Raw genomic sequence first — 22,180 nt, forward strand, 5'->3', positions numbered from 1 at the left:
AGGGCGTGTCGGCGGCATGTGGGGGCATCGCATGGACAGCAGGGACCCGGCAACGGAAGCATCGGGGACGGTGCGCACGCGGCGTTCGCTGGTGGCGTCGGCAGTCAATCCCTATTGGGTTCTTGCGCTTGCGCTCGCCGGACTGGTTCTGGTCCTCTACGGTTTCCTTTGGCAGCCGGCGCGGCCGGATCCGTTTGCAAAACCGGCGAACTGGATCGACTGGTTCCTCCACCMGCTGCCGGCAACAGAGATCAACGGACTCGGACAGCGCCCGCTCGGCACCCCAGGCACCGGCTGGGCGCCAAGGGCGCTTGGCGAGGCGCAGGCGGCCTGGATCGGCGAGGGCGCCCTGCAGCTGCGGCCGGAGGGCCGTTATCCCACTCTGGCCCTGTGGAGTGACGAGACCGGCGCGCTCATCGGAGCGGACGGGCGCATCTATCGTCGCGATCAGCCGCCGCTCGAGACGGCCAGGATCGACATCCGCCCGATCCAGATCCTGGAATTCAAGGCTCATGCAGGGCCAGTGGCCAGCGCCGTCTTCTCGCCCGATGGCGCGCGCATCTTGACGGCTTCGGCCGACGGCACCGCGCGGATCTGGAACGCCGCCACCGGGGACAGGCTCGACGAGCTCAGCGGTCATACGGGGAGCGTGGCGGGCGCCGCGTTCTCTCCTGACGGCAGCCGCATCGTTACGGCCGCGGCCGATGGTACCGTGCGGATTTGGGACGCGGCGACCGGCAGCGAGGTCAGGGTGCTGCGTGGTCATGATGGGCMGGTCATGAGCGCCGCGTACTCTCCTGACGGCAGCCGCATCGTTACGGCTGCGCTCGACGGCACCGCGTGGATCTGGGACGCTGCGACCGGCAGCGAACTCAGGGTGCTGCGTGGTCACGATGGGCCGGTCATGAGCGCCGCTTTCTCGCCTGACGGCGCGCAGATCGTCACGGCTCTGGGAGGCAGCGCGGGTGTTTCCGGCTCTCCGTCAGAGGCAACCGCGCGGATCTGGGACGTGGCCACCGGCAGCGAACTCAAGGTGTTGCGCGGCCACGAAGGGCCGGTGACCAGCGCCATGTTCTCTCCCGACGGCAGGAACATCGTCACCGCCTCTATGGATCGCACCATACGGATCTGGAACAGTGGCGCCGCGGAGAATACCGACGTCCTGAGCGGCTATACCGATACAGTCTACACGGCGGCTTTCTCTCCTGACGGCCGAAACATCGTCACCGCCTCCGCGGATGGTGCGGCGCGGATCTGGGTGACCGTCGCCGGAAAACGGCGCGACGTCGTGGAAATGCCAAGGACAGGTGCGACCAGTGCCGCGTTCTCTCCTGACGGCAGCCGCATCGTCACCGCTTCGGCCGACGGCACCATCAGGGTCTATAGCGTTTTGCAGGGTTTGGCGCCTTCGGCGGGTGTCCGGCTGCCAGATGACGTTGTCTGCTGGACCGCGGATGCAGCGTCCTGGGATTGTTCTTACGATGCACCGCTCCGTTCGGTCCTGCTCAGCCTGCGAATGGACGAACACGCCAGAGGCGGACCGCTTGCTCCCTCCGCCGATCCCGGCAGACCGGCTGTCGTGTTCGACGAGAAGGGCCAGCAGATCCAGCAGCAGCAGGTCCAGCAGACAGAACAGCAGGTTCAAAATCAGCAGCAGCAACAATTGCAGCAGGCTCAGCCGCAACAGCAGCAGAAACAGGAGGTCCAAAATCAGCAGCAACAGCAGACACAGACGCAGCAGCAACAGCAGCAACAGCAGCAGCAACAACAGCAGCAACAGCAGCAGCAGCAACAACAGCAGATCCAGCAGCAGGAGCTGAATCCTCCGCCTCCCGCCCAACTGGGTTTGCCTGCCGGCCTGCCGGCGAGCGCCACCTTCCGGGCGCTGGGGTTTCTCGATGCCACGACGCTGTTCGTGGTCGGCGGCGATGGCCTCATCCTGGTATCCGAACAGCTCACGTCAGGCGCGGCCACGTTCCGGCAGCTGCGCCTGGTACCCGGCGAGACATTGACGGCGATCCGCTTCGACGGCGACAAGGCAGCCTGGGTGGCGGGCGAGCGGCAGCGGCAGCCCTTCGCCATCTGGCCATTCTCCGGTCTGACCGGCAATACGCCTGTTACGGAGACCTTCGTGCTCTATGCGCAGCATCCGCTTGTCGAGACCTGGCGGGAACTGAAGAGCTTTCCGGCGCCCTGGACCTTTGCGGCCGCACCGGTCGTCTTTCTGATGCTGGGTTATGCCGGCGTTGCCTTCGCGCGCGGCGTTGCCGTCGAGCGGCGCGGCATCGAGGATGCGCCGAGTTCGGATAGCCCGATCGGCTGGCGGGACCGCGACGTCCTGCGGCTCAAGCCGATCGCGCTCGCCATGTCGCGCTTCATCCGCAACGTCGATACCAAGCCGCCGCTGACGATCGCGGTGACCGGAGGGTGGGGCACCGGCAAGAGTTCGCTGATGAACCTGCTACGCGAGGATCTGCGCCGCTATGGCGCGCGCCCGGTCTGGTTCAATGCCTGGCATCACCGCGAGGAGGTCTCGCTGCTGGCGGCGCTGCTCGAGGCGGTTCGCAGCACGGTGGTGCCGCACTGGTACACCTGGAGCGGCATGGTGTTTCGGATGCGCCTGCTGGCACTCAGGCTGCGCGGGCCGTTGCAGAGCGCGCTTGCGGCCGGCGTGCTGCTGTTGATCGCGCTCGCCGTCGCCAATATGGGCCTGCAGGGCAGGCTCGGTTCGGCCTTGACCGATCTCGTCTTCAATGTTTCGCAGACGCAATCGGCAGGCGGCGCTGCCGGCCCGGCCCCGGCGGAGAAGGCCGCAAGCCCTCAGGCGGGTGAGAAGACTGCCGGTGCTGCTGATACTGCTGGCGCCGCTCAGGAGACGGCGGAGAAGGCGACCGACGATGTGGCGCATTGGCTGGAAAAGCCGCTTGCCTGGCTGGGCCTCGACCCGAAGACGGGGATCGGCGCGATTCTCGCCTTCGCCGCCCTGCTGTTCGTGCGCAGCAAGCTCATCGCATTCCCGGTGGAGCCGGCCAAACTGCTGAGCCAGCTGCGCAACCGCGCATCCGTCACCGACTACCGCGACAAGCTCAGCTTCCGAAGCCAGTTTGCAAGCGCCTTCAGCGATGTCTGCCGCACGGCGCGAACATCGAGAAATCCGGGGATCATCATCATCATCGATGATCTCGACCGCTGTCCGCCCGATGCCGTGCTCGCCGTGCTTGAAGCGGTGAACTATCTCGTGTCCGCCGGTTCCTGTTTCGTCGTGCTCGGCATCGACCGCAAGCAGATCGAACATGCCGTCGGTCTGGGTTTCAAGGATATCGTCGACGGGCTGCCCGATCGCGAGCTCGGGGGCGCGATGCTGCCGGCCGCAGATGCTACCGATCCCGCCGTTCGCACGGTGGCCCGGCGGCGGGCCTTCGCCCGGCGTTACCTCGAAAAGCTGATCAATATCGAGACCGCTGTGCCGCCGCTGCAGCCCGATGCTGCCGTCAGCATGCTGGTGGAGGAGGGGCCGGAGCCGGATGCCGATCCGCGCTGGCTCGCTCCCTTCAAGACGACGGCCTCCTTCTTTCTGGATTTTTGCCGTACGGCGGCGTTTGCAGCCCTGATCGGCGGTGGCGCCGCATTGCTGCTGCAGCCATTTGCAACACCAGAGCTTGGCGGGGCGGCCGTCCCATCCACTATCAGCCGGCCCGGGAGCGCGACTGTTGCCGCCCCGACGCCGACAAATGGCGGGACCGGCCAGCCGGATCTGGCACCCGCGCCTGCCGAAAAGCCCTTCCGCTTCCAGCCGGCTGAGTGGCAGACCGAGCGGGAGCTGATGCCGCGCTGGGCATGGTGGGCGGGCGACGTGCTGCTCGTGATCTTCCTCCTGCTGTTCCTGCTCGTCGACCTGGCGCGGCGGCGGATGGATATCGAGAAGGACAGCTCCGCCTTCGCCGACACGCTTAGAAAGGTCACTCCGTCAGTCCATGCGGTGAACCCGACGCCACGGGCGGTCAAGCTGTTTGAAAACCGGATGCGCTATCTGGCCGCGCGCCTCGATGCGGACGCAAATCCGCACCGGCCGGATATTCTCGACAGGATCGTCCGCCGCTTCCTTCCGGCCGGCTGGTTCGACCGCAAGCCGCCGGCGCTCGACGAGACAAAGCTGCTCATCCTCGGCGCAAACGAGATCTGCGGCGACAAGATGCCAGGCGACCTCCTTGCCGCCGTCACCGCGGATGACCGCCGCACCTACACCTCGATCGTCAGCCCGGCGTTGCCGGACATGCCTTGATATGCCTTACGTTTCACAGGTCCGGGAGATGGTCGACCCGCCGGCATCGGGAGGTGGGGGCGCCAATGGTTTTGCATCTGTGGCGGATACAGTGTTAAGAGCAGGCCATGACCCTATCAACCGAGCTAGACTGTCAGGCCTGCGGCGCGTGCTGTTCCTATTCGCACGAATGGCCGAGATTCTCGACCGAGAGCGACGAGGACCTCGATTTGCTGCCGGCTCAGTTCGTCTCGGCGGATCAATCAGGCATGCGCTGTGATGGTGAGCGTTGCTCTGCGCTCTCAGGCACCATCGGTAAGCAAGTATCATGCGTGATCTACGGCCTCAGGCCGGACGTCTGCCGMACATGCCTTCCCGGAGACGACGCCTGTACGACGGCGCGTAAGGCCTTCGGGCTGGCGTAGCGCTGATCCTGGCTCTGCCGGTGTGCCTGTCGATAATGATATCCTTGCCGCCAGCCCAGGATTTGCGTTGCAGGAGGCGGCAGTCTTTGCTGCCGCCCGCCATTCAATCCAGCCCGCAAATCAATCCAGAAGATCGGCCGGCACCTTGCCGCCGTTTTCCGACAGTTTCTTCATGAGCGCCTTGTGCAGGAAGATGTTCATCTTCGCGCTGTCATTGGTATCGCCGGAATAGCCGAGTTCGGCTGCGAGCTCCTTGCGCTCCGCAAGGCTGGCATCCATTCCGAGCGCCTTCATGAGATCGACGATCGAATGGCGCCAATCGAGCTTCTGGCCGGATTTCTTGACGGCCGCGTTGAGGATCTGCTCGATATCGGCGCTGCTGGATTGGGCGGGGCTCGCTTGAGCCGGCGGCGGCGCGCCGGTTGCGGGCTCGGTCACCGGTGCGGGCTTGGCCGCGGTGGGCTGAGCGGAAGGGGAAGCTGCGGGCGTACTGGAGGCTTGCGGGGCGGCGGCCGCAGGCTCCGGCACGGGTGCCGCCTGCGCTTTGCCGAAAATCGCGTTCTTGATGCGGTCGAAGACGCTCACGGGGGAAACCCTCCTCTTGTGGTTGCGATGGGCAAACGCCGTACGGAGCCGGCTTCCCAAATGCTGACCGGGAGAGAACTAGGGTGGTAACGCGATCCGCAAAGCCCGCCGGCAGGAAACATGGTTCAGCTGCACCGCGCTGTTGTTCCCGTTCGGTGATGCCGCGTCTTCGTCATCGGCCGGGTGACGGTCGGCAGCGCGTGTGCCACCTTCGGGCGAGAGGGGCGAGCCCGGAACAGGATTTGGAAGATCGGCCAGAAATGCAAAAGCCCCGCAACATGGCGGGGCTTTCGACGGATACGGTCGCCGGTTCCTAGAACTTGACGCCGATGCCCAGCTTGATTTCCTGCTGGTCGAGATCGACATTCACGCCGAGAATGTCCTTGTCGCCATAGTMGTTGAAGCGATATTCGCCGCGAACGAAGACGTTGTTGGTGAAGGCGTAGTCGATGCCGGCGCCGACGGTATAGCCGTTGAACGTCTCGGTTTCCTTGTCGCCGCCCGGCACGTCGATGAAGCCGCGCGTCGCGGTCCAGCCTGCCGCACCATAGAACAGCGCCTTGTCGAAGGCGTATCCGACCCGGCCGCGGACGGCGCCGGACCAATCGGTTCCGATGCTTGCGCCCAGCAGGTCCTCATCATTCCAGTTGTGCTCGATGTTGCCTTCGATGCCGACGACGATATTGTCGAACTGGAAGTTATAGCCCCCAAATGCCCCGAAGACGCCGCCGTCGAAATCTTCGGAAGCGCTCACGCCGCCGATGCTGAAATCGCCGTCAAGGAAGCCGGCGCCGCCATCGATGCCGAAGTAAGGCCCCGACCAGGTGAAAACAGGTGCCATCGCAACGGGTGCGGATGGAACGTCTTCCACCAGATCGGCGGCGAAAGACGTGCCGGCAGCAAGGGCGAAAAGGAGAGTGGCGATAGTCGTCTTCATGTGTGTACCCCGGAATATGCTCAGTTTTGACAAACCAACAGGTAGCAGCCCTGCACCAAAAGGCTGTAGCGGCAAAGACACACCAGCAGAACTGTACGCTAGCGTACGGACCCGCATTGCGTGTTGAACCGCGAGACGCCCTGTCTGCCAAGGCTTTGAGCAAGAAGAATTTTTCCTGACGGCAAGTCGGCACTCCACTGCGCAGAGACGCAGCGGCCGGATTTCCATTTTGCAGCTTGTACGCGAGGCGGATGCCGGGTCGGCGGATGGGGAGCCTGTCAGGCCCCCATCCCAATCTCACGAAAACTCGTTCGCCCTTGGCCCCGCAAGCGTTACCCGCCAGGTCGATCGTTTCAGGAAATCCTGGGTTGCCAGAAAAGTATAGGGCGTGGCTCTCCAGGGTTTTACCCCGTTGTCGAGATTGTCGAGCACATAGTCGCCGTCGTCCATGCGGGCGATCAGCACGACATGGTTTTCGTCATGCGGGCCGATCACCACCGAAAGCGCCAGGCGGTTTGCCGGAAAGCCGGCGTCGATCAGGTCCTTCATCTTCTGAAGAGCGTAATCCTCGCAGTCGCCCCGGCCGCTTGAAGGCAGGGTCCAGACATCGTCGTTTCCGGAGGCGGAGCGGTCCTCCGTCGAGCGGACGCGGAGGTTCACGGCGCGCGTGACCTTGCGCAGAAGCGGCATGCCCGCCTCATCCGCTGCCGGTCGCGCCGAAGTCGCACGGCAAAGCCAGCGGTAGMTCGCACAGGCCGACGCGAATCCCACCGGCGCGCCGATGCTCCTGCCGACGGGCAGGACCTGTCCGGCAAATGCCTGAAATTGCGTGGGAAAGAACACAAGGGAAACAAGACAAACCAGCCATCGCATGAATCACCCCTCTATTGTTCGCGGAGAAGGTAACATAGTTTATACTAAAACTTTAATAAAAATTATTACTTACGTAATTAACTATAGATTAAGAACCTGTGCCATTATCCACAGTTTATTCTTGGAATTAACAGTTTGCTAATATAGGAATTCTCCTCGTTAACGGTCTGTTAACTTTGGGAGAAAATAGATGATCCGCAAAGMAGCGAAGTATAGCGTCGCCGTTGCTTACCTTCTGGCAAGCAGCAGCCTCACAATGGCCGCGCCGGCAGTTGTCAACTGCGCCACGGCAGCGCCGGGTTCGATTGAGGCAAGACTGTGCCTGCCGACGAAATCCATCCGCACCGACGATGACAGCCGCACTGTCAATGATGACAGCAGCGGCAACCGCTCCGGCAACCGCAACGGCTCCGGCTCCGGCAAACAGGCGTCGAACCAGAATTCTTCCGGCGATCAGGGCAATGGCGGCGATGACGGCGACGGCAACACCGGCGGCTCCGGCCCTGGCGACGGCGACGGCGATCATGGCGGCCATCCTGGCGGCAAGGACCACGGTCACCACGGCGGCAAGGACCATGATCATCACGGCGGCAAGGACCGCGATCATCATGGTGGCAAGGATCGTGACCATCATGGTGGCAAGGACCGCGATCATCATGGTGGCAAGGATCGCGACCATCACGATGGCAAGGACCGTGACCACGATGGCAAGGACCGTGACCACGATGGTGGCAAGGACCGCGACCATCAGGGTGGCAAGGACCGTGACCACGATGGTGGCAAGGACCGCGACCATCAGGGTGGCAAGGACCGTGACCACGATGGTGGCAAGGATCGCGACCATCAGGGTGGCAAGGACCGTGACCACGAGGGTGGCAAGGATCGCAACGATAAGGGCGGCAACGACCGCAATGATAAGGGCGGCAACGACCGCAATGATAAGGGCGGCAACGACCGCAACGACAAGGGCGGAAACGATCGCAACGACAAGGGCGGAAACGATCGCAACGACAAGGGCGGAAACGATCGCAACGACAAGGGCGGAAACGACCGCAACGACAAGAGCGGAAACGACCGCAACGACAAGGGCGGCAACGAYCGCAACGACAAGGGCGGCAACGACCGCAAYGATAAGGGCGGCAACGACCGCAACGATAAGGGCGGAAACGACCGCAACGACAAGGGCGGCAACGACCGTAACGACAAGGGCGGAAACGACCGCAACGATAAGGGCGGTAGCGACCGCAACGATAAGGGCGGAAACGACCGCAACGACAAGGGTGGCAACGACCGCAACGATAAGGGCGGCTCTGACAAGAGCGGCAATAGCGGTAATAGCGGCTCCGACAAGGGCGGCAGCAGCGGCAATAGCGGTGGCCGTTCCGACAATAGCGGTGGCAGCAGCAGCAGTGGCGGCGGCTCCGGCAACAACGGTGGCAGCAGCGGCAATAGTGGTGGCGGCTCCGGCAATAACGGTGGCAGCAGCGGCAACAGTGGTGGCGGTTCCGGCAACAGCGGCGGTAACAGCGGTGGCAGCAGCGGCGGCTCCGACAACGGCGGCGGCAATAGCGGCGGCTCGGACAACGGCGGTGGCAACAGCGGCTCCGACAAGGGCGGGTCTGACAAGGGCGGGTCTGACAAGGGCGGCTCGGACAAGGGCGGCTCGGACAAGGGCGGCTCGGACAAGGGCGGCTCGGACAGGGGCGGCTCAGACAAGGGTGGCTCAGACAAGGGTGGCTCTGATAACGGCGGCTCCGACAAGGGCGGACACAAGCCCGGCTGATCCGGCATCCTGAACCGGAGGAAGGGCTTCAGAAGTGAAGCCCTTCTTCAATGGCGGTATCGGAAATGCGGCCCGGTGACGGTGACTTCTTGCCATCATCCAAAGGACGCATTCCCTTTCCTTCCTCATTCCTGTGCCCGCGTGCTGGCGCGAAGGAAGTCACGGGAATCCAGGCATCGCGCCTCGGCGCGGTGATGGCTCAAATGTATTGCGTCGGAGTCATCTGCGCCCGAGGGGAGCGGGCGCGCTGGGTCTGCGTGAGATAACCCGGGCTGGGCCGGGAACACGGAGACGAGGGAGGAAAGGGAGGCATACCAGAATCGGTTCGAGCCGACATACGTAACCGAAACGGGGCTTCAGCGATGAAGCCCTTTTTCATGCCGTGTGGGCAGCGCCACCATGGCCGCTTTCGGCCCAGGCCGGGCACATGGCCGCCGCAAAATCAGGCCTGGACGTGCTGACTTGTGCGAGAGGTTCGCAAGGCGGATTTCCCTTGAAAATCGTGATCCCGGTTTCGTCGTGGAACGTGAGAATCGTGCAAGGCTAGCGTTCCGCGATCAGATCGCGGCCGATAGGTTTGGGGCGTTCGCTGCGCAGGACGATCGCCGTCGTAACGGGGCCGTAGCGGGCAATCGAATCGACGATGCCTTCAAGGTCGGCCGGCGAGGGCACGATGACTTTAAGGTGGAAACAGTCCTCGCCCGTAAGCCGCAACACCTCGATGATCTCCGGCATTTCGGAAAACTGCTTCAAACACGGTTTGATATGTTCGTGCGTCGTGCGCAGGCGGATCACCGCCATCATTCCGAACCCGAGGGAGGCAGGGTCGACGACCGCCCTGTAGCCTGTGACGATGCCGCGTTCCTCAAGCCGCTTGAGCCGTTCCGAGGCTGCGGGCTGGGAGAGGCCGACCTTTCTGCCCAGCTCCGAAACGCTGATACGTCCGTCATCCTGAAGAATTTCGATCATGGCGATATCTGTCGGATCAAGTGCGGTACGATTATCAGTAACCTTCGCCATCTGCCTTGAATCCATCGGTTTGTGCTTCTCTTTTCCGATGAATGCCAATTCTGTTTGCGCCTGTAAACGGCMAGAATGAGCCGAACGCAACGAAGAGGTTAAGCGGTGAGCGAATTCATTCATCTGCCTGGCATTGGCAATTCCGGAAATACCCATTGGCAAAGCCGCTGGGAGGAGGCCGACACGTCCATCCGTCGCTTCTCGCCGGCAAGCTGGGATGCGCCTGATCTTCCCGATTGGATCGCGGCGCTGGAACGGGTCGTGCGGTCTGCCGCAACCCCGCCCGTTCTGGTCGCCCACAGTCTCGCATGCCTGCTTGTCGCGCATTGGCAAAAGGTATCGGACGCGCCAGCCAGGGGTGCATTTCTGGTGGCCGTGCCCGATCCTTCCTCGGCGGCATTCCCCGCACAGGCGGCGGGCTTTGCAGCCGTGCCGCAGGAGCGGTTTCGTTTTCCATCCCTGATCGTGGCAAGCACCGACGATCCCTACGGCTCGCTCCCTTATGCCGAGATGCGGGCGGCTCAATGGGGAAGCGACCTCGAAATCATCGGCGCCTTCGGCCATATCAACGGGCAGAGCGGCCTGGAGGACTGGCCCGAGGGGCGGGGATTGCTGAGAGTGTTCGCAGGCTGACACAGACCTCCCGTCTTTGGCAGCGTCCGAAAGCGGGGATTTTCGCCGCGACATTCTCTACTCTTCCAGGGAGCGATGGACAGGCGGCTCGATATTCTGACGACGGGCGCCTTCAATCCCGGTCACCATTTCTGAGGAATTGCCACTCGATCCCGGTAATCCGCGTCGGCTTGACGAGGTGCATGCGAGCCTGCAACAGCCGCAGCGTCGGAACGAGCTTTCGAGGGTCCGCAATCCCAGCGGGGACGGGCCTGCCCATCTCTCTGTAATGCGACTCCATTTCTTCCCTGAAGTCTCTGATATCGAAGCTGTCCAYGCCTGCGTTGAACCAGTCAAACAGGATGACATCKCATACAATATCGAGGCTGTTCGGGTCGTCGGCATAGGGCAAGGGCGGCATTGGCGGACCTTTTAAGATGGAGTTCATCCTTAAGTCCCCCCTGAGGCAGTGTTCCCCAACGCAGTTTCGTCAGATGGCCGGCGAAACTGTGGGGCTCGCCACCCAGCACAAAGACGAGCCCCAGCCCCGGTGTTTTTGTCATCTAAGCCCTCCACCGCGACATCACGAGTAGACCCCCGCGCCTGAAGCGCAGCAATTCGACCAGTGGGATTAGCTCGGCAGTTGGCGGCAGGGAATCCAGCTTCTGCGGGATTTTTTACGCCTGGAGCCGGGAATATACCTGTGGATAAAATCGGACCGGTTCATTGTGATTAGCCTGATGCGAGCACCGGTCTAATCCTTGGGCACCGATGCCGCCCGTCTACCCATAGGGATCATAATCCACCGCTGCCGTCACCCTTGTCGTCGTGCGGTTGAAAATCGCTGAAAAGCTCCTCGCGAATGACCGCAAATGTCTCGAAGCGGCCGTAAATGCTTGGGGCCGCGCATTTGCTGCTTCTCCCGCGGACTTCTAAAACTGGTTGCATTATTCGAGGCGAAGACGATAGGAATTATTCTGCTGTTTCTGGAAACTTCGATGACTTTTCGCTCCGCCATCCTGCCTGTTTGTTATTTTGTCACCGCACTCCTTCTTCTTCCGCTGGTTGTGATCACGCCAACGGCAGCGAACCAGCCGGTTGCCGAAGAGCGACCGATGAATTTCGCTCTCGTCCGGAACGGCAATTGCAGCGAAACCTGCATAGAGTGGATATCTGCCGAAGGCTGGATAACGCCCGACGCGCCCAGGCGATTGAAGAAGCTGCTGAGGAGCCTCAAGGGCCAAAAGCTTCCCGTCGTCTTTCAGTCTTTTGGCGGAGACGTAAACGCCGCGATCTCGATTGGGCGCATGATCCGGGCAGCCGGTCTCGAAACGGCCGTGGGCAGGACACGGTTGAACGACTGCCCGATATTGGATCCGCGCTGCGTGGAAAAGCTTGTCCTTGGCGGGTGGTCGCAGGGCGAAGTTCGTGCTGGAGGGTCGTACTGTTTTTCGACGTGCCCGCTGGCTCTGGCGGGAGGCACCGTCCGCGCTACGGCCGTGGGTGCCTCCATTGGCCTCAATCAGATAGCGAACGGAAGAAGGAAACTCAGCCGTGCGGAGGCGGCAAGGCGGAACCTCGATGAGATATCGACGGTGCCCGATCCGGCGCTGAAGAGGATGCTCTCCGCCTATCTGCACGAGATGGGTGTCAGCAGTCAGGACGTTTTTGCCATGATGGGATTGGCCACGCCTGCCGGGCTCTACCACGTGCAGGACGCCGAAGCGCTCAAAACAGCCATCGTTACCAAAGTCTACTCGGTCTCCGATGAGCCGGGGGCGGTCAGAGGCAAAAACGTTGCCAAGGCATCGATGCAGGCAGGCGGGGAACCCGACGACGCGTTTGACATGAAGAAGCCGGACAACATGTGCCACATTGTCAACCAAGCCTATGTCCGGACCAGAAAGACCGACATCTACAGCGAGACAATCAGCTATGTAGAGCCAACCGGTCTCGTTCCGTTCCTGGAAGGGCGAAGGACTGCCTCGGGAGTCTTTTCGCGAAAAGGAAGCGATTTGAAATGGACTGGGGATACCGCTCCAGAGGCCGTGGAAGACTATCCCAGATACACGTCCTGCATCTATGTCGACAACAGCGAGGGGCCGCACTTTCGCGCATATTGGCACAACCGTGATTCGAACGGCATGGCCAGTGCCGAAGTGTGGCTCACTCCCGACGCCCAGAGGCTAAGCAAGGTCATTCGACGCTTTGCCAGCGATCATCCTAAGCTTCCATCCAAGACGTTATCAGCAACCATGGACTACGACGCCACTCGTGTGGTCGCTCCTCCCGCCGAGGACATCCAGCAGTAGGAGGGTCCGAGAGAACGCGTGCAAAAGGCCGATAAGCGAGTGGATGACCATCATCGTTGCGTTGTGAAGGCGGCTATCGGCCCAAACCGGTGATTGGCCGTCGCAAAAATCTGCCGCGAAACTCCAACTTTTGCGACAAAGTTTTGTGGCGAGAATCCTCGAACGTTTTCAGGAAAGACCGGAGTGTCGCAAAAGTCAGGATTTCCGCGACAGGTCACGACCTCTGCAATGCGGGAAGGATCATGCCCGCCGTCATGATGGTGATGGCCAGAAGCTGGGCCGGGGCGGGAATCTCCCCCAGCACGATCATGCCGGTCAGGGCTGTGGCGACCGGCACGCAGGGCATGAACAGCGATGCAATCTGTGGTCCCAACTGCCTGACAGCGTAGGTATAGAGAAACATCGCCGCCGCGCCGGCGAGGAAGCCCTGTATCACAATCTGCGCGCCGATTTCCGCTGCTGATGCCGCGTTCAGGCCGCTCGTTGCAAAGATATGCAGGAATGGGAGCAGCAGGCAGGACAGCAGCACGATTGCCGCCGTGGCTGTAACGGGATCGACAGCCCATCGCCGCACAAGGACGGCATAGGCAGAGAACATGATGCCCGATCCGCTGAACAACAGATCACCGAACAGGGTGTTGCCAATTTCGATCCCCGAATGAAGGACGAAGATCAGCAACCCCACGATAATCGCAGCGATCCCCACCAGTCGCGCATTTGAAACCCTATCTTTGAAAACGATCCGGGACAGCACAAACGAGAAGAAGACGATCGAGGCCGGGCAAAGGGCGGCAGCGTGGGCGGCGGGTGCGTAGCTCAGGCCCCAATTGATGATGAGCGGATAGGGCAGCCCCACAAGGAGGGTCAGGATTGAAGCCCGCCGCCAGCCGAGAGCTTTCAACTTCGCAAGGCCGGTTCTCCAGATGATCGGGAGGAAGATCACGCCGGCACCCACAAAACGCAGGCTGGCTATGTCCGAGGCTGTCAGATGCTCCCTCAAGCTGAACCGCGCAGCGACGAATTGTATGGCGGTGATGATGACCATCATCAATCCCGCGATGATGGCAAGCTTTGTGTTACGGCTCTCCGGCTCGGCCGCTGGTCGCATTTGATCCTCCATCGGAACGTTGATTCGGGCGTGTGGAGGATTGCTTTCATTCGACCCCATGCCTTGCGAAAGCACAGGTTATTGTGGAATCTGGCGCTATGAAATATGCTCAATTGCGGACGTTTGAGTGAATATCACACAAATTATGGGCCAAAAGCGTGAATGATGAAATGATCGATCTTGATAGCGTAGATCGAAGTCTCCTTCGCCTGCTTCAGGAGGATGGCCGCCGGATCACCCTTGATCTGGCACGGCGGGTAGGACTATCCCCGACCGGCACCAGCCAGCGTGTCAAACGTCTTTTCCGGGAAGGCTTCATCACGGCGGTCAGAGCTGTTCTCGACCCGCAAAAGATCGGTCGCGGAACGCTGGTCTTCATTCAGGTTCGGCTCGATCAGACAGCCCCTCACGTCTTCGACCRCTTTGCCGAGGCGGTGGCGAAAGCCCCGGAGGTTCTGGAATGCCATATGGTCGTCGGCGGCTTCGATTATCTGGTGAAGGCGAGGATAGCCGACATGTCTCTGTTTCAGGACTTCCTGCAACGGGTGATCCTCCCGCTACCCGGCGTTAGAGAGACACATACCTATGCTTCCGTTGCTGATGTGAAGCCAGATACCATGTTGCCTGTTTGACCCGTTATTGTCGCCCAAATCCCGATTAGGCGACACTTGTTTTCCTGACTTTTGCAAGGTCGCAGATCAGACGGTTTTGCGATGCCGGCAATGCCTGCTGTTGGCGCCAAGCGGCCATGATATCGTGTCGCACCTGCGGCCGAATCCCGCAAATCCGCTACGCGCCTACCCATAGACATCATACTCCACCGCCGCCTTCACCCCATCACCCGCTCGGTGACGCGCCTTCTTCACCACCGGCTGCGTGAAGGTCAGCGCCAGCGCATCGCCCTCGTTGGGCGAGGGCAGGCCGCGCTCCTTCATGTCGTCCTTGCTTTCGAGCTGGATCTTGCCATCCAGCCGCGCCACGGTCTCGGGCCCGACCAGATCCTGGTAGAGCAGTTCATTGGCGGGATCGATCGCGCCRCCGGCCTTCAGCCAGCGTTTCATCTGGCCCCAGATATAGGCGCGCATATTGTAGTAGCCGGCGTCCAGAACCTTGGTGGAGCCGAACCAGACGAGCTGCCACGAACGGCCCATGACTGTGCCGGCGCTGACGATGCCGGTTCCGTAGCCGGCGTCGATGAAGACCGCGTCGGCCTGATATTCATCCTCCAGCCGGGCGATGAGGTTTGCGACCTCGATATCGTTGTCGTTGCGGGCAATGGTCGCCAGCCGCTTCGAATAGAGTCCCTGGCGCAGCATGATCACCGTCGGGTCGTCGCCGGTCCAGGCGGGATCGACGCCCAATATGACCGGCGCGAAGGCATATTGCTCCGAGCGCAGATGCACGGCGCGCGCCCGGTCGGCATCGTCTGACGAGATGAACTGCATGGCGGACTGGCTCGGAAACTGGCCGCGCACGCGCACCTTGACGATATCGCTATCCTCGCCGTGATCGTCCACGAGACGTTGAAGGAACTGCTTGTTGGTGCCGGGCACCGAGCGGCTGTCGATCTGCCGTCCTACCCAGCGGTGGCGGAAGCGGCGGAAACATTCGCGGAAGCGGCCACTGTTTCTCGTCGGGTTACCGAAGACGATCCAGATGATGACGGTATCCTCGTCCGTCAGCGCGCCCTCGGCCACTTCCCACACCTTGTCATGGATCTTCGAGGCTTCGTCGAAGAGCAGCAGGATGATCCTGCCCTTGTTGTGCAGGCCGGCGAAGGCTTCGGTATTGTGTTCGCTCCAGGAGATGAAATCCTGCCGCCAGCTTTCGTTGCGCTCGGGATCGCGTGACTTGATGGACATCGCCTGCACATCGAACCAGTGCGCGGTGATCGACAGGCGAAACCATTTGCCGATCTCCGGTGCGGTCTTGGTGCGCAGCTGGCCCTCGGTATTGGCTGTCGTGACCACCTTGCAATCGGCAAAACAGGACATCGCCCAGTTGGACAGCATGCCCATCTCGGCCGATTTGCCGATGCCGTGGCCGGAGGCGACAGATATCTGCAGCGGCTGGTAGCGCGTGGCGGGGTCGGCCAGATGAGCGCCGATCAGTTCGTTGATCTCGTCCTGCCAGGGGCGGGGGCCGTCGTAGCCTGCGAGCTCACCCATCCCCCAGTCCCAGGCAAGCCGGCTCCAGCGCTTCGGGCTGAAACCGCAGGAAGCGGCAAGCTCGATGATATCGTCGTTGGGATCGCGGCTTTCGCCTGAAGCGGGCAGGGCCATGGTCACCTACTCAGCCTCCCCGTCATTCCGCTCGTCATTCCGCTTCTGGGCCCGCTCCAGTCGTTCGGCCAGCGCGCTCAGGCCCTTGTGCTCGACGATCTCCTTGAAGGCATTGATGCGGATATGCTTGCCGATCAGTTCCAGCCGGCGCAGCCGCTCGGCGAATTTCACCTTCTTCACATGGCCGATCTCCCGGCGCTCCTTGCCCGTGCCCTCGTAGAGCGCGGAAATCTCCAGATCCGTCACCAGCCCCTGGCGCCAGATGGCAGGCCATTCCCTGATCGGCAGGAGGTCGCCATTCTCGTCATAGAGATCGCCGAGATCGGCCTCGGCGGCGAGCCGCGTCAGCAGCCAGTCCGCATCGACCTTCGTGCGCCCGGAGCGCTCCGCCTTGCCGGCCTCGATGGCGGCGGCGATGGCCGGCTCCTGCAAAAGCGCGCGCGCCGTCGCTTTCGCCCTGCGCGTGGAATAGCCGGCGCGGATTGCCGCCTGCTCTCCATCGAGATCGACAGGATATTCTTCCACAAAGCGCTGCTGCCGCGCCGTCAGTTCCATCATGCCATCATACCCCGGTTTGCCGGAGAGATAGCCGGGCAATGGTTGTCGAGGCGAAAGCGCACACCGGGACAGCCCGGCGGGAACTTTTTCGGATGAGCGGCGTTATGCGCTCCAGCCAGACCTCGTTCCCTGCGTTTCTGGAAGGATGAGCCCGTGAGCATGTCGTGTCCGGACGATGCTCGCCCCGGCGTGGATCTGGATCGCGGCCACAGGGACCAACCACCGCTTTTAACCGAAAGAAAAGCTCTTCGTTGCAGAGAAAATCGATTTGATAATATCGCAACAGAGACGAGAGGGAGCTTTACGATGCTTGAAAAACTCAGAAGATCTCTTGGTATGTCCGCCAAAGACCGCCGTGAGAGAGAGATAAACTGGATCGGCTATGCCGAAAAGCCATCCAGGCTCGTTATCGAATTTACCGATGGCACCACGCGCACCCATCTCAATGTCCTGCCGGGCCATATCGTCGGCCTGCGGGTGGCGGCCGACAAGCTTGACTATTACGAATCCCAGATTGCGCCCGACAATCTGGCGCTCGAAATCGCAGGCGCAAGGACCATTGCAAATACGAGCACGAAAGCGAGCATCCATATCAGGCCAAATGTGAGCGCGGGGTTCATGAGCCTGGGGGCCACTAGTMTGGCGGCTACGAGTATGGGAGCCCCGAGCATGGGGGCTCCGAGTATGGGAGCCCCGAGTATGGGAGCCCCGAGTATGGGAGCAATGGGTATTGGGCGCACGAGTAAGAGGGCTGTGAGCATGGGAACGAGAGCGGCGGCAGTTTCCGAAAAGCGCAGGGCGCAGTCCTGAGATCTCACCTGAGGTCCCTGCGTCCGCTTCAGAGTAGCGACCATGGAAGTCTCATCACGACTGATCAAGGAGATCACCTATGATCCGGCGACGCAAATCCTGGAGGTCGAACTCCGCCTGAAAGGCCGCCGCCGCTTTTTCAACGTGCCTTCCTCCGTCTTCAATAACCTGATCACCGCAGCGTCGCCCGGCTGGTATTACACGCAGCACATCCGCGATGCTTTCCCCCGCGCCGACGACAAATCCCGCAAGCGCTTTTCCTTTCCCTGGCTCAGCATCCGCCGCCATCACTGATCGCAGGCGGAATTCCGATCGCCGCGCCTTCAGCCCCGCACCATGAGTGTGCAATGCTGCCGGCATGGCTGCAACAATGGGCTAAGTCTTTGAAAATGAATAAGTGACGCATGAAGGCCAAAAAACTTTTATATTTTTTTCGTCATCCCGAGCTGTTTGCTGAATTGGATTTCTTTACGCGTATTTTCAGGGGTAAGTGGATCACTTATTCAGAATCAATGACTTAGCCGGAATTTCGGGCTTTTTTGCCGCATTTTGCCGATTTGTTATTCATTTTCAGTTGGTTAGTGGGGGTGGAAGAGGGGGAATTCGAGGTGATGTCGCAGCTTTTTGGGTTATGGACTGCGCCGAGCCTGCCCTCCGGCTAACCCAAACACGGATCAACTATATTTTGGAAATTGCTAATTCAATGAAAGATAGCAGTGAGCTTAAGTGGAAACTCAGCTTGCGGGCCGATAACTACTTTATTTCCTGGCGTCTTTCTTTTTTCCGAATTACCCGTTGCGGTCTGCACTCTTCCCCCGTTACTTCAAATATGCTACTATAAAGTGAGTTAGGGAGGGTAACATGCGTATCTTCGTTCTGCTCATCGCCATTGGCCTCAGCGTATCGACCGTCGCACTCGTTCCGCCTGCTGCGGTGGCGGGGCCATGCGACCCGAATGTCGCTAACTGCTAGCCAGAAAAATCCGGATCCACCGGCACTGACTGGTCCCGCTTGAGAACCTGCGAACGCCACTATCTCTGGAGAGGCGGATGGATAATCCCTGGCCGGCGGATATCCCGTGGTCGCTCTGGAACTACCAGGGCCTGACCCTTACCGACATGCCGCAACTGCCCATGATGGGCGTCCGGTTCGAGCCCGCTTTCCTTTACGCTTTCGCTTTCGGCTGCTTTTTCGTCGCCTTCTTTTCCTGGCCGCGGTTCAAGGCGAGGGGGCGGAATATCACTGCCACCTCGGAAGCGCTGCGCGATTTCGACCCGACGGATCTCGGCGGCCAGAATTCACTCCACAGGGCCTATTTCATCTATGCCGGTGCGATGCTCATCATCTATGTGTCGCTTACCTTCTTCGGCAAACTGATCTTCCAGGCAACGCAGATGATCCCCGTTGCCGGCATTTCCGTCGATATTGCCGAACTGAAATTCGACAGTCCGCAATGGCCGCTGACCCTTGCTTTCGCCTTCGCGGGCCTGGCGGATCTGCTGCCACCAGTGCGGATCGCCGAGGAGTGGCTGCGCAATCGCGCCTACCGGGCAGCCGGCATCCCCGTGCGCATCGAACAGACCACGCGCAGCCTCATCGCCACGCTGGAGGAGCCGTCGGCGCGCAACGGCGAGCGCCGGGAGCATTTGCGCAACAGGTGCAGGGGCGCGCTTGCCGAAATGCTGGAGCGCTTTCGCAGKAACTGGGGGGACCAGATCAATGGCTATCCACGCGTCATGCGGCTGCTCGGAAAGCGGACGTCGCGAACCCGCGAGCTGCTCTCGCTGCTGTCACAACTGGAGCTGCTGATCGTCTGGGCAAAGACTACGCGCGGCAGCTGGCCGGGTGCCGAGGTTTCAGCCCGCGTACGGGAGACCGAGGCCAAATTCGTCGATAAGGCCGATGCTCTGCTGAACAGCTTTCAGCGACGGCTACAGGAAACCGGCGATCCCAATGCCACCGATCCGGCCAATGCCGATCCGCATGCAAGTGAAGCCCAGCCGGCCAATGCCGCTCTGCATGCGAGCGAAGCCCGGTTCGACGATTATATCTCGCAGGTCATGAAGGAAGCGACGTCGGCTCGTTTCGAACTGGTGACGCTGCTGGCGATCTTCCTCGAACGCGATCCGGATTTTCGCGGGCCGGCCAGGGCGCCGAAGCCCGGCCAGGCCCACGCGATCGACGCGCTTGCCGATCTGCTCCTGGAAACCGACCGGCCGGATGCCGTCGGCAGCGGGCCGGAGGCGGGGCTGCTGTTGTCGCTCATCCCGGTCTTTATCCTGTTTGCCGCCAGCGCCTGGCGGGGCACGCAGGAACTCGTCGGTCTATATGTGGAGACGACGAACCTCGGCGGCGTGCTGCTGACGGCACTGCTCGAAACCTTGAAGATCGCCTCGCTGACCTGGCTGCCGCTTCTGGCGGCCTTTTCGCTGCGTCAATACCGGTGGGACACGAAGGACTGGGTCGGCGCCCAGCGGGGTTGGGACCATAGAAGTTCCTCGCGCCTGTCGCAGATGATGGGCTGTCTTGCGCTTGCGCTCGCCGCCTCGGTCATCGGGCTGATCGGCGTTGCGATGCTGCGGGCCTTTTCCATCGCTCCGAATGCCAATTATTTCAACGCGCTGCTCGTCGATGGATCGGCTCCCTTCATGCTCTACTATCCGACCCTTGCCATCACCCTTCTCCCCATGGTGCCGATATGCCTGGCGGCGGCCGATGCGCGGGCGCATGGAAGGCCGGTCCTTGGCCATGCGGTGCTCTGCGCCGCTTCGGTGCTGGTGCTTTCCATCGCCCATAGCTGGTTCTGGGATCCCAACTGGCCGGAGGCATGTTTCAGGGCGGAGACGATTGCGACCGCAGAATGCAGCCGGCGGTCGGATACGCTGAGCCGGCTTATCCTGACGGTCCTGACGTTCCTTGCAGGCTGGAACCTCGGCCAGCCCGGCTTCAGCCGAACGCGGCGGCGGATCGACCGAAAGCAGGCGGAGCTTGCCTGCGCTGTCATCATGGCCGCCACCTTCGTGCTGAGCACGCCCGTTTTCGCTCGCGACGTGCGCGTCGGCTTCCGCGACAATATCGAGCCGTTCTCCTATCTGGTCGATGATGGGCACGGAAAGGCGCATCATATCGGCTATCTGGCGGACCTCTGCCACGAGATATTTTCGGTTGGCGAATATACGATCGAGGAAGTGTCGGTTACGACGGCCGAACGCTTCAAGCTGGTCAACGGGGAGACGGTCGGCAAAAAGAAGCCCGTCGAGGTTCTCTGCGATACGGTGACGATGCGCTTTGCCGGGGCGTCACTCAGCGCCAATGGCGATTCAGGCAGCGATGCCGATGGCTGGTCCAAACGCGACAGGAACAGCATCTACTCGCCGATCGTCTTTGCCTCCGGCGTCTCCTATCTCGTCCGGTACACGCGAGGTGCGCCGCTGTATTACGGCGACGCCGCGATCGGTTATGTTTCGGCAACGACGGCCGCAGACGTTGCCTTCAAGAGCTGCCAGGTCGACTTCTTCAGGGCGCTGGCGCCGACCCAGAGAAAGGCGATGTACGAGCGGTGCCATTTCCTCGATGCGGCGGCGGCGGCMAGGAGCAGGATCGAGATGCTGCTGCCCGACAATCCCGGCCCGCCTGCTTCTGCCCCGGCATCGCCTGAAAAGGCGCTGCCAAGCGATATCAGCGCATCGCCTGAAAAGGTGCTGCCAAGTGATATCAGCGTATCGCCTGAAAAGGCGCTGCCGGATGATATCAGGCCATCGCTTGAAAAGGCGCTGGAAAGCGCGCAGAATCTCGCGAACCTTCCGATTCAGCCTGATACGACATCCTTTCTGCCGCTGCCGTCCCAGAAGATGGCGGACAATCTCATCGCCACGCTGAAGGAGATTTGTCCGCCTGGCCCGAAGAAGGCGGGCGACCAGGCCGAGCCACCGGTCGTCGTGTGCGACGAGGCGCTGAAGGCCGATCGGCTCAAGCTGGTATCCGCCGCCATCACCGATCCGTTTTGCCTGTCAGCCCATCCTTCTGAGAGGCCACTAAAGAGATCCTGGCGTGAATATCATTTCTGCCCGATGAAGGATTACAGGGAACTCATCCAGTGGTTCTGCAGCCCGAATCCCCGCCTGAGGCAGATCTTCATGGGCGATCGGGAGTTGATCCTCGGCAAGCTCGACAGCTGGAACGCCCGCAATACGCCCTGCGCGGTGGAACAGTTGGTTGGCGCCGAATATCTGACCTACGAACCCTATGCGCTTCTCGTCAGTCGGGACGATCCCGAGCTGGTGCAATTCGTGCAGACGCGCATCTACCAGATCTTTTCCCACCGCTCGACGGCAACGGCGCGCTTCGCCTCCTATTTCCCCAAGCGCAAGATGTCTCCGGCGCTCGCCTATCTCCACCTTCTTAACGCTGTCGATCCGGAGGAGAGCTATCTTGTTCCCTGCAGCCTGCCTGACAAGGAGCAGAGCGGCGGACCCGGCCCATCCTTGGCGGCGCTTGGTGCTGCTGACGACATCCGGCCCTGCGCACATGATGCGGAGGCCGGACAGAAGTCCGGTCTTACCGCGGCGGTAGCCTCGCTGCTGCGCGCCTTGGGAATCGTGGAGTGAATGAGCA

At 61.4% G+C, this 22,180-nt stretch carries 17 protein-coding genes; 8 read left to right on the forward strand and 9 right to left on the reverse strand.

Going from position 1 to position 22,180, the window contains the following annotated elements; all coding sequences use genetic code 11:
• The first annotated feature begins 31 nt into the window (after positions 1–31).
• Positions 32–4,282, forward strand: a complete 4,251-nt coding sequence (locus AC1DNW_RS28625; RefSeq protein WP_477855131.1) for a P-loop NTPase fold protein — start codon at positions 32–34, stop codon at positions 4,280–4,282.
• Positions 4,283–4,389: 107 nt separating this feature from the next.
• Positions 4,390–4,686, forward strand: a complete 297-nt coding sequence (locus AC1DNW_RS28630; RefSeq protein WP_113302091.1) for a YkgJ family cysteine cluster protein — start codon at positions 4,390–4,392, stop codon at positions 4,684–4,686.
• Positions 4,687–4,806: 120 nt separating this feature from the next.
• On the opposite strand, the gene AC1DNW_RS28635 is transcribed toward AC1DNW_RS28630, so the two are convergent.
• From AC1DNW_RS28635 to AC1DNW_RS28645, 3 genes are all read right to left on the reverse strand, one after another.
• Positions 4,807–5,271: a DUF3597 domain-containing protein gene (locus AC1DNW_RS28635; RefSeq protein ID WP_113311943.1), complete on the reverse strand. Its 465-nt coding sequence runs from the start codon at positions 5,269–5,271 to the stop codon at positions 4,807–4,809.
• Positions 5,272–5,584: 313 nt separating this feature from the next.
• On the reverse strand, positions 5,585–6,208 hold the full coding sequence (locus AC1DNW_RS28640; RefSeq protein WP_477855132.1) for an outer membrane protein: 624 nt from the start codon (positions 6,206–6,208) through the stop codon (positions 5,585–5,587).
• A 297-nt stretch (positions 6,209–6,505) separates the two neighbouring features.
• Positions 6,506–7,081, reverse strand: coding sequence for a transglutaminase-like cysteine peptidase (locus AC1DNW_RS28645; RefSeq protein WP_477855133.1), 576 nt, complete (start codon positions 7,079–7,081; stop codon positions 6,506–6,508).
• A 190-nt stretch (positions 7,082–7,271) separates the two neighbouring features.
• Between AC1DNW_RS28645 and AC1DNW_RS28650 the strand changes: the two genes are divergently transcribed.
• The gene (locus AC1DNW_RS28650; RefSeq protein ID WP_477855134.1) at positions 7,272–8,864 is read left to right on the forward strand and encodes a hypothetical protein; all 1,593 of its coding nucleotides are present in this window, start codon (positions 7,272–7,274) and stop codon (positions 8,862–8,864) included.
• A 543-nt stretch (positions 8,865–9,407) separates the two neighbouring features.
• Here the strand turns inward: AC1DNW_RS28650 and AC1DNW_RS28655 are convergent.
• A complete protein-coding gene (locus AC1DNW_RS28655; protein WP_113311900.1) occupies positions 9,408–9,884 on the reverse strand; it encodes an Lrp/AsnC family transcriptional regulator in 477 nt (158 codons plus the stop codon).
• Between the two features lie 105 nt (positions 9,885–9,989).
• On the opposite strand from AC1DNW_RS28655, the gene AC1DNW_RS28660 reads away from it, so the two are divergent.
• The gene (locus AC1DNW_RS28660) at positions 9,990–10,517 is read left to right on the forward strand and encodes an RBBP9/YdeN family alpha/beta hydrolase (RefSeq protein WP_113311897.1); all 528 of its coding nucleotides are present in this window, start codon (positions 9,990–9,992) and stop codon (positions 10,515–10,517) included.
• A gap of 112 nt (positions 10,518–10,629) precedes the next feature.
• Here the strand turns inward: AC1DNW_RS28660 and AC1DNW_RS28665 are convergent, their stop codons facing one another.
• Complete coding sequence (locus tag AC1DNW_RS28665) at positions 10,630–10,944, reverse strand: hypothetical protein (RefSeq protein ID WP_477855135.1); 315 nt, start codon at positions 10,942–10,944, stop codon at positions 10,630–10,632.
• A gap of 550 nt (positions 10,945–11,494) precedes the next feature.
• Here AC1DNW_RS28665 and AC1DNW_RS28670 point away from each other — a divergent pair.
• On the forward strand, positions 11,495–12,808 hold the full coding sequence (locus tag AC1DNW_RS28670; RefSeq protein ID WP_113311895.1) for a Clp protease/crotonase-like domain-containing protein: 1,314 nt from the start codon (positions 11,495–11,497) through the stop codon (positions 12,806–12,808).
• Between the two features lie 214 nt (positions 12,809–13,022).
• Here the strand turns inward: AC1DNW_RS28670 and AC1DNW_RS28675 are convergent, their stop codons facing one another.
• Positions 13,023–13,976 (reverse strand): DMT family transporter, encoded by a 954-nt coding sequence (locus AC1DNW_RS28675; RefSeq protein ID WP_477855136.1) that lies wholly within the window; start codon positions 13,974–13,976, stop codon positions 13,023–13,025.
• A 110-nt stretch (positions 13,977–14,086) separates the two neighbouring features.
• On the opposite strand from AC1DNW_RS28675, the gene AC1DNW_RS28680 reads away from it, so the two are divergent.
• Complete coding sequence (locus tag AC1DNW_RS28680) at positions 14,087–14,548, forward strand: Lrp/AsnC ligand binding domain-containing protein (RefSeq protein WP_477855137.1); 462 nt, start codon at positions 14,087–14,089, stop codon at positions 14,546–14,548.
• Positions 14,549–14,713: 165 nt separating this feature from the next.
• Here the strand turns inward: AC1DNW_RS28680 and AC1DNW_RS28685 are convergent, their stop codons facing one another.
• The 3 genes from AC1DNW_RS28685 to AC1DNW_RS28695 form a co-directional block, all read right to left on the reverse strand.
• The gene (locus AC1DNW_RS28685) at positions 14,714–16,198 is read right to left on the reverse strand and encodes a terminase (protein ID WP_113311899.1); all 1,485 of its coding nucleotides are present in this window, start codon (positions 16,196–16,198) and stop codon (positions 14,714–14,716) included.
• A gap of 6 nt (positions 16,199–16,204) precedes the next feature.
• Positions 16,205–16,756, reverse strand: a complete 552-nt coding sequence (locus AC1DNW_RS28690) for a terminase small subunit (RefSeq protein ID WP_477855138.1) — start codon at positions 16,754–16,756, stop codon at positions 16,205–16,207.
• Between the two features lie 228 nt (positions 16,757–16,984).
• Positions 16,985–17,347, reverse strand: coding sequence for a hypothetical protein (locus tag AC1DNW_RS28695; protein WP_162748638.1), 363 nt, complete (start codon positions 17,345–17,347; stop codon positions 16,985–16,987).
• 261 nt (positions 17,348–17,608) lie between these two features.
• Here AC1DNW_RS28695 and AC1DNW_RS28700 point away from each other — a divergent pair, with 261 nt between their 5' ends.
• Positions 17,609–17,860 (forward strand): KTSC domain-containing protein, encoded by a 252-nt coding sequence (locus tag AC1DNW_RS28700; RefSeq protein ID WP_113301916.1) that lies wholly within the window; start codon positions 17,609–17,611, stop codon positions 17,858–17,860.
• 755 nt (positions 17,861–18,615) lie between these two features.
• Complete coding sequence (locus AC1DNW_RS28705; RefSeq protein WP_477855139.1) at positions 18,616–22,173, forward strand: type 2 periplasmic-binding domain-containing protein; 3,558 nt, start codon at positions 18,616–18,618, stop codon at positions 22,171–22,173.
• The last annotated feature ends 7 nt before the right edge of the window (positions 22,174–22,180 follow it).

This window comes from Rhizobium sp. 05L429 (assembly GCF_056397645.1).

Bases quoted from the DNA above. Each gene is read 5' to 3' on its own strand.
- AC1DNW_RS28655 (WP_113311900.1), bottom strand. From the start codon at position 9,884: ATGGCGAAGGTTACTGATAATCGTACCGCACTTGATCCGACAGATATC.
- AC1DNW_RS28700 (WP_113301916.1), top strand. From the start codon at position 17,609: ATGGAAGTCTCATCACGACTGATCAAGGAGATCACCTATGATCCGGCG.
- AC1DNW_RS28690 (WP_477855138.1), bottom strand. From the start codon at position 16,756: ATGATGGAACTGACGGCGCGGCAGCAGCGCTTTGTGGAAGAATATCCT.
- AC1DNW_RS28675 (WP_477855136.1), bottom strand. From the start codon at position 13,976: ATGGGGTCGAATGAAAGCAATCCTCCACACGCCCGAATCAACGTTCCG.
- AC1DNW_RS28670 (WP_113311895.1), top strand. From the start codon at position 11,495: ATGACTTTTCGCTCCGCCATCCTGCCTGTTTGTTATTTTGTCACCGCA.
- AC1DNW_RS28695 (WP_162748638.1), bottom strand. From the start codon at position 17,347: ATGGATGCTCGCTTTCGTGCTCGTATTTGCAATGGTCCTTGCGCCTGC.